This window comes from Methylotenera sp. (assembly GCF_013141425.1).
In the GTDB taxonomy this organism is placed as follows: Bacteria; Pseudomonadota; Gammaproteobacteria; order Burkholderiales; family Methylophilaceae; genus Methylotenera.
This window is the reverse complement of record NZ_JABFRA010000003.1, coordinates 14,165-31,995: the sequence shown is the minus strand read 5'-3', so window position 1 is coordinate 31,995 and position 17,831 is coordinate 14,165. Positions and strand designations below refer to the sequence as shown.

General features: G+C 43.7%; 18 protein-coding genes. 9 read left to right on the top strand and 9 right to left on the bottom strand.

The window, feature by feature from the left end; all coding sequences use genetic code 11:
* Positions 1-40: 40 nt before the first annotated feature.
* On the bottom strand, positions 41-1,480 hold the full coding sequence (locus HOO90_RS00215; protein ID WP_292838251.1) for a catalase: 1,440 nt from the start codon (positions 1,478-1,480) through the stop codon (positions 41-43).
* 252 nt (positions 1,481-1,732) lie between these two features.
* On the opposite strand from HOO90_RS00215, the gene HOO90_RS00210 reads away from it, so the two are divergent.
* Positions 1,733-2,635, top strand: a complete 903-nt coding sequence (locus HOO90_RS00210) for a LysR substrate-binding domain-containing protein (protein ID WP_292838249.1) — start codon at positions 1,733-1,735, stop codon at positions 2,633-2,635.
* Between the two features lie 107 nt (positions 2,636-2,742).
* Here HOO90_RS00210 and pqqA read toward each other — a convergent pair whose 3' ends face one another.
* The 8 genes from pqqA to dsbD all read right to left on the bottom strand — a co-directional run bounded on the left by pqqA (position 2,743) and on the right by dsbD (position 9,749).
* Positions 2,743-2,814 (bottom strand): pyrroloquinoline quinone precursor peptide PqqA, encoded by a 72-nt coding sequence (gene pqqA / locus HOO90_RS00205; protein ID WP_123236554.1) that lies wholly within the window; start codon positions 2,812-2,814, stop codon positions 2,743-2,745.
* A 155-nt stretch (positions 2,815-2,969) separates the two neighbouring features.
* On the bottom strand, positions 2,970-3,776 hold the full coding sequence (locus HOO90_RS00200) for a DUF3426 domain-containing protein (protein ID WP_292838247.1): 807 nt from the start codon (positions 3,774-3,776) through the stop codon (positions 2,970-2,972).
* Positions 3,773-4,660, bottom strand: a complete 888-nt coding sequence (prmA, locus tag HOO90_RS00195; RefSeq protein ID WP_292838245.1) for a 50S ribosomal protein L11 methyltransferase — start codon at positions 4,658-4,660, stop codon at positions 3,773-3,775. The genes HOO90_RS00200 and prmA overlap by 4 nt, the downstream gene beginning before the upstream one ends.
* Before the next feature lie 116 nt (positions 4,661-4,776).
* Entirely contained in the window at positions 4,777-6,126 is a 1,350-nt protein-coding gene (gene accC / locus HOO90_RS00190) for an acetyl-CoA carboxylase biotin carboxylase subunit (RefSeq protein WP_292838253.1), read from the bottom strand.
* Between the two features lie 32 nt (positions 6,127-6,158).
* Positions 6,159-6,617 carry an acetyl-CoA carboxylase biotin carboxyl carrier protein gene (gene accB / locus HOO90_RS00185; RefSeq protein ID WP_292838243.1) on the bottom strand — a complete coding sequence of 153 codons (459 nt, stop codon included), beginning with the start codon at positions 6,615-6,617 and terminating at the stop codon, positions 6,159-6,161.
* 49 nt (positions 6,618-6,666) lie between these two features.
* Positions 6,667-7,116 (bottom strand): type II 3-dehydroquinate dehydratase, encoded by a 450-nt coding sequence (aroQ, locus tag HOO90_RS00180; protein ID WP_292838241.1) that lies wholly within the window; start codon positions 7,114-7,116, stop codon positions 6,667-6,669.
* Between the two features lie 177 nt (positions 7,117-7,293).
* Entirely contained in the window at positions 7,294-7,863 is a 570-nt protein-coding gene (locus HOO90_RS00175; RefSeq protein WP_292838239.1) for a TlpA disulfide reductase family protein, read from the bottom strand.
* Entirely contained in the window at positions 7,857-9,749 is a 1,893-nt protein-coding gene (gene dsbD, locus HOO90_RS00170; RefSeq protein ID WP_292838238.1) for a protein-disulfide reductase DsbD, read from the bottom strand. The genes HOO90_RS00175 and dsbD overlap by 7 nt, the downstream gene beginning before the upstream one ends.
* 200 nt (positions 9,750-9,949) lie before the next feature.
* Here dsbD and HOO90_RS00165 point away from each other — a divergent pair, with 200 nt between their 5' ends.
* The 8 genes from HOO90_RS00165 to HOO90_RS00130 all read left to right on the top strand — a co-directional run bounded on the left by HOO90_RS00165 (position 9,950) and on the right by HOO90_RS00130 (position 17,815).
* On the top strand, positions 9,950-10,348 hold the full coding sequence (locus tag HOO90_RS00165) for an FxsA family protein (RefSeq protein ID WP_292838237.1): 399 nt from the start codon (positions 9,950-9,952) through the stop codon (positions 10,346-10,348).
* A 39-nt stretch (positions 10,349-10,387) separates the two neighbouring features.
* Positions 10,388-11,431: a CDP-6-deoxy-delta-3,4-glucoseen reductase gene (locus tag HOO90_RS00160; RefSeq protein ID WP_292838236.1), complete on the top strand. Its 1,044-nt coding sequence runs from the start codon at positions 10,388-10,390 to the stop codon at positions 11,429-11,431.
* Between the two features lie 91 nt (positions 11,432-11,522).
* A complete protein-coding gene (locus HOO90_RS00155; RefSeq protein WP_292838235.1) occupies positions 11,523-12,185 on the top strand; it encodes a cytochrome b/b6 domain-containing protein in 663 nt (220 codons plus the stop codon).
* Positions 12,178-12,600 (top strand): DUF1924 domain-containing protein, encoded by a 423-nt coding sequence (locus tag HOO90_RS00150; RefSeq protein ID WP_292838233.1) that lies wholly within the window; start codon positions 12,178-12,180, stop codon positions 12,598-12,600. The genes HOO90_RS00155 and HOO90_RS00150 overlap by 8 nt, the downstream gene beginning before the upstream one ends.
* A gap of 37 nt (positions 12,601-12,637) precedes the next feature.
* Positions 12,638-13,153 carry a diheme cytochrome c gene (locus HOO90_RS00145; RefSeq protein ID WP_292838232.1) on the top strand — a complete coding sequence of 172 codons (516 nt, stop codon included), beginning with the start codon at positions 12,638-12,640 and terminating at the stop codon, positions 13,151-13,153.
* A gap of 9 nt (positions 13,154-13,162) precedes the next feature.
* Positions 13,163-13,834, top strand: coding sequence for a response regulator transcription factor (locus tag HOO90_RS00140; RefSeq protein ID WP_292838231.1), 672 nt, complete (start codon positions 13,163-13,165; stop codon positions 13,832-13,834).
* Positions 13,831-15,168, top strand: coding sequence for an ATP-binding protein (locus HOO90_RS00135; protein WP_292838230.1), 1,338 nt, complete (start codon positions 13,831-13,833; stop codon positions 15,166-15,168). Before HOO90_RS00140 ends, HOO90_RS00135 begins: the two co-directional genes overlap by 4 nt.
* Positions 15,169-15,253: 85 nt before the next feature.
* The gene (locus HOO90_RS00130; protein WP_292838229.1) at positions 15,254-17,815 is read left to right on the top strand and encodes a cation-translocating P-type ATPase; all 2,562 of its coding nucleotides are present in this window, start codon (positions 15,254-15,256) and stop codon (positions 17,813-17,815) included.
* Positions 17,816-17,831: the final 16 nt, after the last annotated feature.

The following is a 17,831-nucleotide window of genomic DNA, read 5'->3' as shown; positions in this document are numbered from 1 at the left end:
CTATTTATTGCTTGGTGCGGGCTTTTATTTCACAACTTACTTAAATACTTAAACCTAATGCTTTTGCTACCCCTGCGCCATATGCTTGGTCTGCTTTTGTGCAGTTGGCAATGTGGCGTTTTTGTATTTCTACCGAGGCACCTCCCACTGAACGAGCGGTATTTTCAAACAGCACTTGTTGCTGCGCTGGCGTCATCATGCGGAATAAATTGCCTGGTTGAGAATAATAATCTTCATCCACACGATGATTCCAATGGTCAGCCATGCCTTCAATGCTTAAAGGAGGTTCGCTAAAGTCTGGTTGCTCTTGCCATTCACCTTTGTTATTTGGCTCGTAACCTATTGTACCGTTGTGGTTTCCATCGATGCGCATTGCGCCGTCACGATGATAGCTATGAAACGGGCACTTGGGCGCGTTCACTGGAATCTGATGATGATTTACACCTAATCTGTAACGCTGTGCATCGCCGTAAGAAAACAGGCGTGCTTGCAACATTTTATCAGGTGAAAAGCTAATACCTGGCACCACGGCCGCTGGGTTGAACGCGGATTGCTCAACTTCTGCAAAAAAGTTTTCTGGGTTGCGGTTAAGCTCCATTTCGCCCACTTCAATCAAAGGATAATCCTTATGTGGCCACACTTTGGTTAAATCGAACGGGTTGATAGAGTAAGTGCTCGCTTCTTTTTCTGGCATGATTTGCACAAATAATTTCCACTTTGGAAAATTGCGATTCTCAATCGATTCATATAGGTCACGCTGATTGCTCTCACGATCTTTGCCTACTATTTCTTGGGCTTCAGCATCGGTTAAGTTTTTAATGCCTTGTTGAGAACGGAAGTGGAATTTAACCCAATAGCGTTCATTTTTTGCATTGATAAAACTAAAAGTATGGCTACCAAAACCGTGCATGTGGCGATAAGTGGCAGGTAAGCCGCGGTCACTCATTACAATGGTCACTTGGTGTAAAGCCTCTGGTAATGACGTCCAGAAATCCCAGTTATTTTCCGCGCTGCGCATATTGGTGCGAGGGTCACGTTTAACAGCATGGTTTAAATCTGGGAACTTTAACGGGTCGCGCAAAAAGAATACGGGGGTATTGTTACCTACTAGATCCCAGTTACCTTCTTCGGTATAAAACTTCACGGCAAACCCGCGAATATCCCGTTCTGCATCAGCAGCACCACGCTCGCCCGCCACGGTGGTAAAACGTGCAAAAAGTTCAGTTTTTTTACCCATATGTGAAAATATTTTAGCGCGGGTGTATTGGCTAATGTCATTGGTTACAGTAAACGTACCATAAGCACCTGAGCCTTTAGCGTGCATACGACGTTCTGGAATCACTTCACGGTCAAAATGCGCTAGCTTCTCTAGCAACCAAACATCTTGTAATAGTACTGGTCCGCGTGGGCCAGCCGTCATGGTGTTTTGGTTATCTGGCACGGGTGCGCCAGCCGCCGTGGTTAATCTTTTCTTCGTCATAGTTGTTCTCCTCATATTTGCGTCAAATTAATTATTTGCAATGTAGTTAGCCAATAACTCCATCAGTTCTTGCTTGGCTGTTTCAATCATAACTTTCATCATGTTGCACTCCTTGTTCAATCATCACTTTAGATGTGTGAGAACTAGTCTAATGTGCTTAAACTCATTTGTATAATTGTATGTTTTGATGTTATTGATAAATAAAATTTATCAATGTATGATAAACATTACTTAATTAATGAAAATGTATTAATGACCCTAACCGAATTGAAATTTATCGTTGCAGTAGCGCAAGAACGTAACTTTAGGCGCGCTTCTGAAAAATGTTTTGTCTCTCAGCCGGCCCTTAGTCTGGCCATTAAAAAGCTTGAAGAAGAATTGAACGTCATTCTCTTTGAACGTAGCCGCACCGATGTGAGCCCGACTGAAATTGGTATAAAAATTGTTGAGCAAGCCTCCAAAGTACTTGAAGAGGCTTCGCGTATTAAGCAAATTGCTGAACTTGGTAAAAATCAGCTCATTGGCGCATTAAGAATTGGCATGATTCATTCTGTAGGCCCCTATTTATTACCCGAAATTATTCCGATTTTACGTAAAATCGCGCCTGACATGCCGCTGGAGGTGGAAGAAAACTTAACCGCTAATTTAGAAATGCAGTTACGTAATGGCGTAATTGATGTGGCGATTATTGCCCTGCCTTTTGAAGTACCGGGCCTGCAATACCGTGCTCTGTATGATGAGGAATTTGACGTGGTAGTGCCATGCCAACACCATTGGGCTGAACGTGAATCGATACGCCCAGAAGAACTATCTGATGAAAAAGTACTGCTTTTAAATAGTGGCCACTGTTTTAGCAACCAGGTGACGCAAGCCTGCCCGGAACTTTCACGTAAGGGTGAGGTGTTGCAAGGCAATTCACTCGAAACCATACGCAATATGGTTGCATCAAATTTGGGGATAACCGTGTTGCCTTGTTCAGCCACTGCAGAACGCTACAACAACCCTCTAATTAAGGTGATTCCTTTTGTACACCCAGCACCAACACGACGTATTGCAATTGCATGGCGAAAGAGTTTTGTACGTTTAGAAGCCGTAGAGAAAATTGCTGAGGCGATAGAGGCGATTGATTCGGATTTTATGCATTTAATCCAATAACGAATGGGTAACTGAATAATGCCTCTTCTATTGAAATTTATTAAAATGGCGTATATGAAATGCAAAAAGGCGCAAAAAGCGCCTTTTTATTGCTATCTGCTAAATATTTAGCGATTGCAAACGTACATTGTAACTTCGAAACCAAAACGCATTTCAGTAGCTGCTGGTGTTGTCCACATGATGAATCTCCTGTAAGTTGATTAATTAAGTCGTACACAATCTATGACTTGAATCATACAGAGCAGTTGCAAAAGCTTGCTATGTAAACCACTTAAACTAGGCTCATGATTTTCATTAGATTAGAACGCGCATCTGCTAAACGTTGAGCGCAAAACTAATAACTGACTGAGATGCGATAGCCTGCTACCGCTTCACCTGTAGCCGTGATGGCCAGCTTAACTTTAACTTCTCCGCCTGCGGCTAATCCTGCATTTACATCCGTATGTTCTGGCAAATATTCTAGGGGCTTGAAAATGCGCCTTAGTTTCGGTTTATCTTCAATATCGGTGAGTGTTAGTTCAATATTAGGATAGGCCTGACTGAATCCCGCTTGATTAATTAGGGTGCTAGATAAATGAATCAAGCCTGCATAATCTGCATCTTCTTGCATATCAGAATCATCAATGATGATAAATTCAATTTTCTTCGGCAAATCAACACTGCAGGCGATTTTTTCACACGCCAGTGCGAGATAGGGTTTGATATTTGGGTAATACAGTGCAATCTCCGTACGGGAGAAATAAATGCTTTGTAGAATTGCCGCAATGACTAAAACAAAAGCAAACAGCCCTAGCAACCAAGCGGGCAAGGCTTTTGTAACTGCCGATGGTTTCTCATTTTTATTAAAATAGCTAGCTTGGCTATCTTGTAGAAAAGCTCGATTTACAATCTCCTGAGCTTCATTTGCTTGAATTTCATTCGTGATTGACTTGTATTCCTGCACCTCTGAGCCTTCTGTTGCAGCCGAATAAAATTCAATATTTTCATCGCCATTTGCTGTTTCTAAATTAACCAGCTCTTTTGTTGCGTCAAACACATTTAGGCATTGACCGCAGCGGACTTTGCCATTGTATTGGCTGAGTTGTTCATCCGTAACAATAAATTGCGTTTGGCAATTGGGGCAATTGGTAATATGCGTCATTTTTTGGTGCCCGTCAGCAGCACCCAGGATTCCATAGCTTGCGGTGCTTGCATATTAAACCACTCAGCATAAATTGCAGAAACGTCAGCCGCTTGTTCTTTTAATATCCCAGAAAGTGCGATTTTTCCCCCAGACTTGCACGATTTTGCCAACGCGGGCGCTAATACACTAAGTGCGCTGGATAAAATATTAGCTACGACAATATCAAATTCTTTTGATTGATATTTACTGGCATGATAAAACTCGGCATCTACGGTATTCTGGGCCGCATTATACAAGCTGGATTGAATTGCTTGCGCATCTATGTCAGTACCGACTACGGTTGAAGCACCTAATTTTTTTGCAGCAATAGCTAAAATGCCAGAACCACAGCCATAGTCTAAAACAGTTTGTTCGGGCGAAACTGTTTGTGCCAACCACGCCAAACATAGATGCGTTGTTGGGTGGCTACCCGTGCCAAAGGCTAAGCCAGGATCCAATACGATGTTAATCGCATCTGCATTTGGTGCACTATGCCAGGTAGGCACAATCCATAATAGATCGGTAATCTTAATCGGATCAAATTGCGACTGCGTTGCGCGCACCCAGTCTTGCTCTTGAATAATTTCAGTGGTGTATTGTAGATGCGATAATTTAGTTTGTCGTTGCAAATCCGACATCACTTTTGCGACATCGACCCCCTCATCAAACAAAGCACTAACTAGGTTTTGCTGCCATATACCTGGAGGTGGATCACCAGGTTCGCCAAATATAGGCTGTTCATCAAGCGTGTCTGCATTGGCATCTTCAATAATGGCAGAAAGCGCGCCTTGCGCCATTAACGTATCACTAATTAAATCAGCCGTATTATCCTGCGCTTCAATTTTTAACGATAGCCAAGCCATGCTAAACCTAGATTAGGCTAAAATTGAACGCAGGCAAGGCACAGACTGGTAAACAGTTTGAATGGAACTGCCGTCGTTTGAACCTTGTTTTTTTGTTTAAATTGAGCATGAATCACTTATTTATTATAAATTCCTAGCTTTTGCTCAAGGTAATGAATGCTTGTACCGCCTAAATGAAAAGCTGCATCCGCCATTAAGTCGGAATGAAGTGCGATGTTGGTACTAATTCCACCCACCATCATTTCAGACAAAGCAATGCGCATACGTGCAATCGCCTGGTCGCGAGTATCACCATGGGTTATCAATTTACCTATCATGGAATCATAATGTGGCGGCACCGTGTAGCCAGCGTAAGCATGGGTATCGATACGCACACCTGGTCCGCCAGGCATATGGAACGTCGTAATTTTTCCTGGCGAGGGTACAAAACTATAAGGATCTTCTGCATTCAGGCGACATTCAATAGCATGACCCCTGAGCACAATGTCTTTTTGACGGAATTTAAGTTTTTCACCCGCAGCGACAAATATTTGCTGTTGCACCAAATCAATGCCGGTAATCATCTCCGTCACCGTGTGCTCAACTTGCAAGCGCGTATTCATTTCAATGAAATAAAACTCGCCGTTTTCATATAAAAACTCGAATGTACCCGCACCACGGTATTTAATTTTACGACAGGCTTCCGCACAGCGTTCACCGATTTTGTCACGTAATCTGCTATTTAATAATGGAGCAGGTGCTTCTTCAATAATTTTTTGATGGCGACGTTGCATTGAACAATCACGTTCACCCAAAAATACGGCATTACCATGTTGGTCAGCCAATACTTGAATTTCGATATGGCGTGGTTTTTCTAAGTACTTTTCCATGTAAACCACGGGGTTACCAAATGCGGCTTGTGCCTCAGCCTTGGTCATATTAACCGATGCAATTAAGGCTGCCTCAGTGTGTACCACACGCATACCGCGCCCACCGCCGCCACCAGCCGCTTTGATAATGACCGGATAACCTACTTGTTTTGCTGCTTTAATGATTTCTGCGGGGTCATCAGACAGTGCGCCTTCTGAGCCTGGAACACAGGGTACGCCAGCCTTTTTCATTGCGTCTTTAGCGGAGACCTTGTCGCCCATTAAACGAATCGTTTCAGCACGTGGGCCAATGAAGACAAAGCCACTTTGTTCTACACGCTCAGCAAAATCAGCATTTTCAGATAAGAAACCGTAGCCTGGGTGAATCGCCTGCGCATCGGTAACTTCTGCAGCGCTAATCACGGCTGGTATATTGAGGTAACTCTGGCCTGAGGGTGCCGGGCCAATGCACACGGACTCATCTGCCAATTTTACGTATTTCGCTTCACGATCTGCCTCAGAGTGAACTGCAACGGTTCGAATGCCGAGTTCTCGACATGCACGCTGCACGCGCAAAGCGATTTCGCCTCGATTGGCGATTAAGATTTTGTCAAACATAGCCATGTCGGTAAATCCTGTTTTATAAGTTATTAGGCAATAATAAAGAGGTGTTCGCCGTATTCCACGGCCAAGCCATTATCTACCAAGATTTTTTTCACAACACCGGCTCTATCTGACTCAATCTCGTTTAACAATTTCATTGCTTCGATAATACACAAAGTATCACCTACCGCCACTGTATCACCTACTTCAACAAACGGTTTGGAATCAGGTGAGGACGAACGGTAGAATGTCCCGACCATCGGTGATTTGACGGCGTGACCTTCTTCTACTACTGGTACTTCTACGGCAGCCACCGCCGCTTGTGGCGCTTGTGGTGCAGCCGCATATTGGGCTGGTGCATAATTTGCAAAATGTTGTTGTGCAGGTGCACTCGAAGTAAAATTACGGCTAATACGTACCGTTTCTCCTTCTTCCGTGAGTTCAAGCTCTGCAATACCTGATTCTTCTACAAGATCAATTAATTTTTTTAGTTTACGTAAGTCCATAATTACCTCTAAAAATCTAGGAAAATTTTAGTTAATGACAATTTTAATACTAAGAATGTTTAATATGCTGAATTGCGTAATCCAGTGCCAGTGTATAACCATGTGCACCCAAACCACTAATCACACCTACAGCGATATCAGTAAAATAAGAATGATGCCTAAATGCCTCGCGAGCGTAAACATTAGATAAATGCACTTCAATAAACGGTACTTTAACGGCCGATAGCGCATCACGCATGGCAACCGATGTATGTGTAAACGCCGCTGGATTGATAATCACAAAATCCACTTTTTTAGTCGCAATCGACTGGATTTTTGTCACCAAATCCGCTTCGGCATTGCTCTGAAAAGCCTCTAAATCAACACCTGCCTTTTTAGCATTTTCCTGCAAGGTTTGGTTAATGCCAGCAAGCGTTGCATGACCATAATGCTCAGGTTCACGTAAGCCCAGTAAATTGAGATTCGGGCCGTGCAATACTAATATGGATTTAGCGGACATGTTCAACCAATTTTTTGAACGATTTATAATGTAAATTGTTATAACTCATTATTGCAAGTTTGCCGAACTTAGCGGGTTTTGTCCAGCAACATTAGTGAATTTAAACGAATTTAGATAATATTTATCCGTTGACGGCGTACAAATTTTAGCCTCTAACATACGCTAAAATAACGCATGTCAAGGTGGCAATAATGTACTTAAGGTGCTTACCAATAAAGGTTTTGTGATGCGTCCAAAATATGTTTTTGCAACAGTGCCGTCCGAGTTGATGATGACCGTGTAGGGTAAAACGCCTTTATCATTGCCTAGTTGGTCTGCAAGCGACATGCCTTCGTTTTCATCCGCAAGTAGCGGATAACCCACAGGGGTGGATTCTGAAAACTCTTTAACCAAATTGAGTTCATCAATCGCAATTCCAATTACCGCAACGTTTTTATTTTTATATTCTGCCTGTAATTCAGAAAGTTCTGGCATTTCTTCACGGCACGGTGGGCACCAAGTCGCCCAAAAATTGAGCACAACGACTTTACCTTTAAACTGGCTTAAGTCTTGGAGGACTCCATTTTCATTCGGTAATTTTGCCGCAAAAAATGTTTGCGTCGAGAGTGTTTGCGTAGCGCGAGTACTATTCGCTTCATTCAAGCGATTCAAAGCCAAATTTGGAATTAAAAAATAAGCATAAATAACATAACCTAAGCCCAGCATCACCACAAAATAGGTGATATTACTAACGATTTTTTTTAGCATTGAATGGTACTATCCGCTGATGATTTGGGACTAATAATGCAACTATCGCGTTTAGCTAAGGTTGCACTAAAGCGCTCGGCATTTTGAAAACCTACTGTTTTTAGTGTAGTCATTTCTTGGCCATGGCCATTAAAAAATGCAATGCCTGGTGGCCCATACAAACCAAAGCGTTTCAACAATGCCTTATCTTCTTCAGTATTTGCGGTCACGTCTACTTGTAACAAGGTGGTGTTTTGCAATAGTTGGCGCACTTTAGGGTCGCTAAAGGTCAATTCTTCTAGTTCTTTGCAGGCCACGCACCAATCTGCATAAAAATCTAACATCACAGGCTGACCATTACTAGTCGCTAATTTTTGCTCCAATTCGGCAATACTGCTAATACGATTAAAAGCCAAATTGGGTACATTTTTTGATGAATTCCCTGCAATTTTAAAATTATTTAAGGGTTGTAAGGCTGATTTTGAACCCGACAACGCACCAATTAATAATGCAACACCAAAGATTAAAGCAATGACCGCAACACCCTTCCAAAGTTTGGCGTAATTACTTGCATGTGCGGGTAAGTTATCTAGGGCATTATGGTAAACCGCCGTCACGATTAAAAGTACGGCCCACAGTACTAATTGCGCAGCAACAGGTATGACTGGGGAGATTAGCCAAATCGCCATGCCAAGCATCAAGACACCAAAGAAGTTACGCACGGCATTCATCCAGTTGCCAGTTTTAGGCAGCAAGCTACCTGCTGAAGCCCCTATCAATAGCAAAGGTACGCCCATGCCAATCGCAAGTGAGAATAAGCCGACCCCTCCCAGCAACACATTGTGAGTTTGCCCGATATAAATCAGTGCACCCGCTAACGGTGCAGCCACACAAGGACTGACAATTAAAGCAGATAAAATACCCATGACAAACACACCAAAGAAATGTCCGCCTTTTAGCTTGTTGCTGGTGTTCAACATTCTATCTTCAAAACTTTGTGGGAGTTTTAACTCATAGAAATCAAACATTGATAATGCTAATAGCACAAATATCAAGGCTGTTGCACCCAGCACCCACGCATTTTGCAAAGATTGACTTAGTAAATCACCCGACAACCCAGCGGCGATGCCCGCCAAGGTATAACTCAGAGCCATGCCCAACACATAAGCTACCGATAAGCCAAAAGCATGTAACTTAGATGGCTTGACTTGCTGACTTTGGCTGCCAACGATGATACTGGAAAGAATCGGAATCATTGGCAATACGCAAGGTGTGAGCGATAACAATAAGCCCGCAACAAAAAAACCTGCAATTACTAACCATAAATTACCCGATTTCAGCACTTGGGTATTAGCATCCGTCTCGTTATCACTCACTGTGGCAGGAGCCACAATTGGGGTTGGGCTGCTTGAAATCGCTGCAAAATCGACGGTAAATGATTTTTTAATCGGCGCATAGCACAGGCCTTTTTCGCTACAGCCTTGATAGCTCGCATCAACGGTGACTTTACTTTTAAGCGCGGCAGGTAATTGAATATTGGCATTAAAATCGTGATGGTAGACTTCCTGTTTGCCAAAATTATGGTCCTCTTTCATTTCACCCGCGGGTAATATGATCTTTGCCACTTTAGCTGCTGCTGGAGATTTTACAATTAATTTAATACGCTCTTTATACAAATAATAACCAGGGGCGACCGTGAATCTTGCTTTAATCGTTTGCGCATCAATCGCGCTTAAATCAAGCTTGAAAGCCGCGTCTGGTGATAAATACTCGGCATCATTGCTATCAAATAAGGCATTTGCAATCGAGCTTTGATTAGTAGCACCTGCATGTACATTGGCTAAAAAGCCGAATGAAATCAATACAAAAAAGCAATATGCAAGATTTTTAAAAAAATTAAGTTTCACTATTTTCACCAAAAATTACTAAATAAATGCCCGTGTTTTTTACTTACTTAAGATAACTTGTTAGTAATTTAGACTATTGTAATTACAATAGCTTGTATTTTATTCGTAGCGACTCCATCTCTATAGATAATCAATCGGCATGATACGTTCAATTTCTATTGTTACTCTGCCAATTATTCTACATAAGGATACTATAACAAATGCGCTTAATATTTTTACTGACTTTACTCGCTTTTCCTGTTGCTGAAATATGGATTCTAATCAATTTATTTCAACAATATGGCAGTTGGGTATTATTATACTTGGTCGGCGTTGGTTTGCTTGGCTTACAACTTATCCGCGATGAAAAGTTATTATTCTCGGGGCGGATGATGCAAAGCCTAAGCCAAGGAGGAAATCCCATGAAAGCCATGTTTGGTAGCGCTCGAAATATTTTTGCTGGCCTATTACTCATTATTCCCGGCGTAATGACGGATGTTATTGCAGCAATTTTACTGATAATTCCAATCCGCAATGGCGGGCAATTACCGCCTAACAATAAGCATGGAAAAGCCGCCAATGATGACGTAATCGAAGGCGAATTTCGACGCGAAGATTAGACCCATCAATTCAAACTATAACGAAAGAAAACTGAAGGCATGACGTATCAAATCACCATTGAATCCACTGGCCATCAATATCAGGCCAAAGCTTATGAAACCGTGCTGGAATCCGCTATTAATGCAGGCTTTAATATCCCTTATGGGTGTCGCAATGGCGCATGTGGTAGTTGTAAAGGCACGGTTTTACACGGCGAGGTCGATTATGGTGATTATGTCGCCAGCGCCCTAACCGGGGCTGAAAAGGCGGCTGGGAAGGCTTTGTTCTGTTGTGCAAAACCGCTGACTGACCTCACCATCGAATGCCGCGAAATTAAAGCAGGTGTTATACCGCCACGTATTATGCCTGCACGCGTTGAACGTAAAGAACAACTTTCGCACGATGTAATGGCATTATTTTTAAAATTGCCCAGTGCCGAACATTTAAAATTTATGGCGGGCCAATACATTGAATTTTTACTGAAAGATGGCAAACGTCGTGCCTTCTCGCTCGCCAACGCACCCCATGTTGATAATATCTTAGAACTGCATCTGCGCCTGATTCCTGGCGGGCAGTTCACAAACTATGTGTTTAATGAAATGCCCGATAAAGCAATTTTGCGTATCGAAGCGCCCTTTGGCAGCTTTTTCCTAAGAGAAGAGTCTAACAAACCAATTATTATGGTGGCTGGAGGAACAGGTTTTGCGCCGATTAAAGGCATTATTGAGTACATGCTGCATCACAACATTCAACGTGATCTTACCTTGTATTGGGGTGCCCGCAGTCTGCAAGACTTGTACATGCCAGCGCTACCAGAAGCTTGGGCTAAAGCGCACCAGCATATCAAATTTATTCCTGTTTTATCCGATGCCTCCGCAGAAGACCACTGGCAAGGTCGCACAGGTTTTGTTCATCAAGCGGTGTTAGATGACTTTGCAAGTATTAATCATGCTGGTCTAGCAGATTATGAAGTTTACTGCTGCGGCGCCCCAGCAATGGTGGAAGTTGCGCATGCTAGCTTTGTACAAGCAGGTTTAGCCGATGATGCCTTTTTCTCAGATGCCTTTAACTACGCAAAGCCCACGCCTAATGTTAGCAATTAAATACTGATTCCTTTTTATTTTTAGGGATTTAAGTTTTCGTTAAGAATTGAAATCTATCATTTGCTTCACCAGTTAAATATTGGAGCAAATTATGGAAACGTTTACTTACCGTAGACAAAAAGTTTATGGCCCCGTACTTCGAGTGATTCACCTCTGGAATGGTCTAGCCATTCTATTCCTGATGGCCACAATCTGGCTTTCCGAATTGTTTGAGAAAGGCGTTGGAGAAGATACACTTTGGCAGCTGCATATCTATATTGGTTATGCGCTGGTAGTGGGTGTTGTCTCGCGCTTAGTATGGGGCATTGTTGGCCCACATCATGCCAGATTTTCCGACATGTGGCATCCAGCCGCTTGGTGGCAGGCTGTGCGACATTTCGATTTAAAAGCTAAACCGCGCTTTGGCCATAATACGCTCGCCAGTTGTGCTTATTTGTTGGTTTACCTCTTACTCATCACCATGGCGCTTACTGGGCTTGGGCTAGCCGCAGTTGAACACAGCATGGGCCCATTCAACGCTTGGTTGGGCGATATGCCTTGGCTAAAAGACGTATTTGAAGAGCCACACGAAATTATCTATAACTTTTTAATGGGTTTTGTTGTGATTCATATTGCAGCACTGATTTGGCATGAATATCAAGATAAAACCCCACTGGCACAATCCATGGTCAGCGGTTATCAGTATGAAATTGAACCAAGCCCGACCCAACTAAAGCCTAGCAATACTCAAATTCAGGGAGACCATCATGCGTAAATCAAACTTTAAACATTCACTTATTGTATTGGGACTGCTGCTTAACAGCCATGCCTTCGCAGCTACACCACAAGAACTACTTAAGCACTACGAAGTTCAGGCTAAACAAGAAAATACCGCTTTTACAGGTTTTTCAGCAGATAAAGGCGCTAACTTTTTTAAAACTGAACGTCAGCACAGCGATGGCAAAAATGTCAGTTGTTCGACTTGCCACACCGCCGACCCGCGCAATCAAGGTAAAACACGTGCGAATAAGGTGATTCAGGCCATGGCGCCAAGCGTTAATCCTGAACGTTTTACCGATGCAGCCAAAGTGGAAAAGTGGTTTGGCCGTAACTGCAAAGATGTATTAGAACGTGCCTGTACCGCTCAGGAAAAAGGCGATTTCATCCAGTATTTATTAAGTGTTAAGTAGACCAAATTTAACTCGAGCAATCAATAGGAGAACTATCATGAAAAAATGGATGCAGTTTTTAATATTAATTTGTAGTATTACTTCAACCAGCGCTTTACTCGCAAGCGGCGGGCTAGGCGAAGACGGTGGTAAGCAAATGCCAGAAGTCACCAACGCCAAGTGGAAGGCAGAATGTAGTAGCTGTCACATGCTATATCATCCAGGCTTATTACCAGAAAGATCCTGGAATAAATTAATGGGTGGATTAGACAAGCATTTTGGTGAAAACGCCAGTCTGGATGCAGAAACACAGGCTGAAATCACACGCTTTCTCGCGTTAAACAGCGCTGACAAACAAGACAATCGTCGTTCTAAACGCTTTAACCAATCGATTCCTGCTAACGCCATACCTTTACGCATCAGTGAAACCCGTTACTTCGTCAGCAAGCACGATGAAGTTTCAGCCACTACTTTTAAACGAAAAAGTATTGGCAGTGCAGCAAACTGCGCCGCGTGCCATAAGGGTGCAGAAAAAGGTAATTTTTCCGAATCACAAGTGAAGATTCCGCGTTAATATTGTGTAATGCGAATTTTATTAGTTGAAGATGATGCACTGCTGGGCGATGGCGTTAGAGCTGGCCTGAAGCAAGCAGGGTTTGCCGTAGATTGGACACAAGATGGCCTGGCGGCAAAACTCGCGTTGGAAACCGAAGCCTATGACTTGATTGTGCTGGATTTAGGCCTACCGAAATTAAGTGGTACTGAGCTGTTAAAATGGCTACGCAGCAGTCATTTTAAAGTTCCGGTGTTAGTGCTTACTGCGCGTGATACCGTTTCTGATCGTGTCTCTGGATTAAATGCCGGTGCAGACGATTACCTGATTAAGCCTTTTGATTTGGATGAACTCATTGCGCGCCTAAATGCGCTTCTACGCCGTAGTGCGGGCCTAGTGACAATGACAATACAGCATAGCGACATCGTATTAACGCCATCCACACATCACGTCAGTAAAGACGGTCAAACCATCGAACTATCTGCGCGTGAATTTACCTTGCTACATGAATTATTGTTGCATGTTGGCCGCGTGCAATCACGTGAGCAATTAGAACAGCATCTTTACGGCTGGGGCGAAGAAGTCGAAAGTAACTCTGTTGAAGTTCATATCCATCATTTACGCAAAAAATTAGGCAGTGAATTGATACGTACATTGCGTGGTGTCGGCTATGTCATTGATAAAGAGGATACCAGCCGATGAACTCTCTGCGGTTACGACTCGTTTTATTATTATCCGTTGGACTGGGTATCGCCTGGCTCGTCGCCGCTTGGTTTACACATTTAGAATCGCGCGAAGAAATCGACCGCCTGTTTGATGCCCAGCTTGCCCAATCGGCGCAGGTGTTGCTAGGCACAACACGCCATGAGATACATGAACGTATTGAGCATGGCGAAGATGAGGTAGCGATTACACATGAATACGAGCAAAAACTTGCTTTTCAAATTTGGGATGAGCATTCACTGCTGATGCGTTCTAGCAAGGCACCAACAACAGTCTTGGGTAGCAATGAAGAAGGTTATAGCGAATCCATTATCAATGGACAACCATGGCGCGTACTTACACGTTGGGACATGCATCATGAATTCATGATACAAGTCGCCGAGCCGCTTGCAGGCAGAGAGGCCTTAGCAAGACACATTACGCTAAAAATGTTTATCCCGACTTTTATCGCCCTTCCCGTGCTGGCGCTGCTAATTTGGTTAGGTGTAGGTGCGGGTCTAAAACCATTGCAGCAACTGATACAGGAAGTAAAACTGCGTACTGCAAATCGCCTTGAACCCGTAGCCATGGCCAACGTACCTGAGGAAGTTGCACCTTTAATTCAAGCCTTAAATGACCTCTTCAAAAGGCTTGATGATGCCTTTGAGAGTGAACGCCGTTTTACGGCCGATGCAGCACATGAATTACGCACCCCGCTTGCCGCACTCAAAATTCAAGCTCAGGTTGCGCTACGCTCTAATGATAAAACGGAACAAAATGCAGCGCTGGAAAATCTTCTACATGGGGTGGATCGTGCTACAAGATTAGTAGAACAGTTACTGACTTTGGCAAGAGTTGACCCTGAAACCACTATTGCCGGTTATAAACAGGTCGATTTACATGGTTTAGCGGCCTCGGTGATGGCCGACGTTGAGCCATTGGCCCATGCTAAACAAATTGAAATGTTGCTCGAAGAAGGTGGTGCCTGCCATGTACTTGGCGATAGTGCGCAATTAGGCTTGTTATTACGCAATTTATTAGACAATGCAATCCGCTATACACCAAAAGGTGGCCAAGTTTCAGTCACGGTGCAAAATACCGATGGCACTATTTTACAAGTACGTGACACTGGGCCTGGTATACCCAAACAGGAGCGCGAACATGTTTTACTGCGTTTTTATCGAATCACAGGGAGTGGTGAAGAAGGTAGCGGATTGGGATTATCAATCGTGAATCGCATTGCGGAACTACATGGTGCAAAGTTGATACTCGAAGACAATGAGTCAGGGCATGGATTGGTGGCTAAAGTGATTTGGCCTAGCAAAAAAGGCTGATTAAGCCTAGCATGACGATAGGCGCTAAACTATAAAATTATTTTCTAATGCATTCAGCCCTTTTGGGTTTTGAAAGATTATCCACGTGAAACCCTCCCCAGCAACAGAAATAAATCAACTTGGATTATCACATACCGAAGCTGCAACTAGGCTTAAGTTGGATGGCATGAATGAGCTCCCATCATCGGATAAACGCGACTTAATCCGTATTGCACTGGAAGTCTTACGTGAGCCAATGTTTCTGCTTTTAGTGACCGCTGGTGCGATTTATTTGCTATTGGGCGATGTAACTGACGCGCTCATGTTGTTAGGCTTTGTCTGCGTAGTGATGGCGATCACCATTTATCAGGAAAATAAAACTGAACGGGTATTAGAGACATTACGTGACTTAACCAGCCCACGTGCCTTGGTTATGCGTGACGGCCTTGAACAACGTATCGCTGGACGCGAAGTTGTACGTGGCGACCTACTAATGCTTTCAGAAGGTGATCGTGTCCCCGCCGATGCTGTACTAATCTCTTGTAGCCATTTTGCAGTCGATGAATCATTACTGACTGGCGAATCAGTTGCGGTTTTCAAAATTACACAGGTCTCACCTGAAATGACCATCAACCATCAAATTCCAGCTCCGGGTGGTGATGGGCTGCCGTTCGTCTATTCTGGCTCAATGGTGGTGCAAGGCCGTGGCACGGCGCTTGTTCTGGCAACAGGTGCGCGTAGTGAAATTGGAAAAATTGGCAATGCTTTGCAAAGTTTAACCACCGAAACGACCTCATTACAACAAGAGATTCGTAAACTGGTGCGTAACCTTGCCATTTTGGGCACATTCCTTAGCTTATTGCTTTTTATCATTTACGGCTTGACGCGTGGTGATTGGATGCATGGTTTACTCTCTGGGATTACGCTTGCAATGTCGATTTTGCCCGAAGAATACCCCGTGGTTTTAACTGTGTTCATGGCAATGGGCGCCTGGCGAATTTCCAAACATCGCGTACTGACTAGGCACATCCATACGGTTGAAACGCTTGGCTCGGCCACGGTGATGTGTGTTGATAAAACCGGCACCCTGACTTTCAACCGCATGGCGGTTCAGCAATTAGAGGCTAATAATCAAACATTCCTTATCGAAGAATCCCAAAACGCTCTACCTGAAAATTTCCACGAAGTTCTTGAATTCGCCATTCTTGCCAGTGAGCTTGAGCCTTTTGACCCTATGGAAAAAGCAATTCACGAACTTGGTAAACGCTATCTAATCAACACCGAACATTTACACGGCGATTGGCAATTAGCGCATGAATATTCTTTATCGCCAGAATTACTCGCATTATCACATGTCTGGAAAGCAGTGGATCGGCATGACTACATAGTGGCGGCAAAGGGGGCCCCTGAGGCCATTGCTGATCTTTGTCATCTGGATACATTACAACTAAACACATTGTCTCAGCAGATTAATCACCTTGCTAGTCAAGGCATGCGTGTACTTGGCGTTGCTAAGGCGAGCTATTCGGGTAGTAGTTGGCCCGATATTCAACATGATTTCGATTTCGAATTTTTAGGCCTGATTGGTTTGGCTGACCCGGTGCGCCCCAACGTCGCACCAGCGCTTAAAGAATGTAAGGCAGCTGGAATTCGCGTGGTCATGATTACTGGCGACTATCCCGCCACCGCCGCTGCGATTGCTTCACAGATAGGGCTTAGCGTCGGCGCAGGTGGCATTATCACTGGTGCTGATTTGAATTTAATGGATGAAGCCACGTTGTGTAAGCGCATCAGCCAAAGTAATATTTTTGCACGCATGGTACCTGAACAAAAATTACGCCTAGTAAATGCACTTAAAGCCAATGGTGAAATTGTGGCAATGACTGGAGATGGCGTAAATGATGCCCCCGCCTTGAAAGCCGCTCATATCGGGATAGCCATGGGCGGACGTGGCACCGATGTGGCGCGTGAAGCTTCCGCCTTGGTATTGCTTGATGATGATTTTGCTTCCATCGTGCATGCTGTGCGATTGGGGCGTGGTATTTTCGATAACCTACGCAAAGGCATGGCCTATATCTTTGCCGTACATTTCCCAATTATCGGACTATCCCTTGTGCCTTTATTACTCGGCTGGCCAGCTATGTTTTCTCCTGTACACATCGTATTTTTAGAAATGATCATTAACCCTGCCTGCTCAATAGCTTTTGAAGCTGAGCCCGCTGAATCGAATGTCATGCATAGACCGCCTCGTCCACCTAAAGAACCCTTGTTTGGTCGACACGTTCTCTTGATTAGCTTGTTACAAGGGGCAATCCTGTTAGTGGCAACGCTTTCTGTGATGGGCTATGCATTGAATCATAGCATTGCTGAAGGTCCTGCGCGTGCAATGACATTCACAACTTTAGTAACCGGTAATTTGGGGTTGATTCTGGTAAATCGCTCTTGGCGACATTCTGTTTTCCGCTGCTTTAGTATCTATAACCCTGCACTCTGGTGGGTCATTTTAGGTGCATTTAGTTTTCTTTTGCTGATACTAACAGTGGTCATGCTAAGCAAGATATTCCACTTCTCACCCATTACTTTGCAACAATTTGCTAGCTGTGTACTTATCGGCGTTATCAGCGTTTTATGGTTTGAGTTATACAAAATTATTAAGTATAAACAGTGACTTAGTATCTTAAATG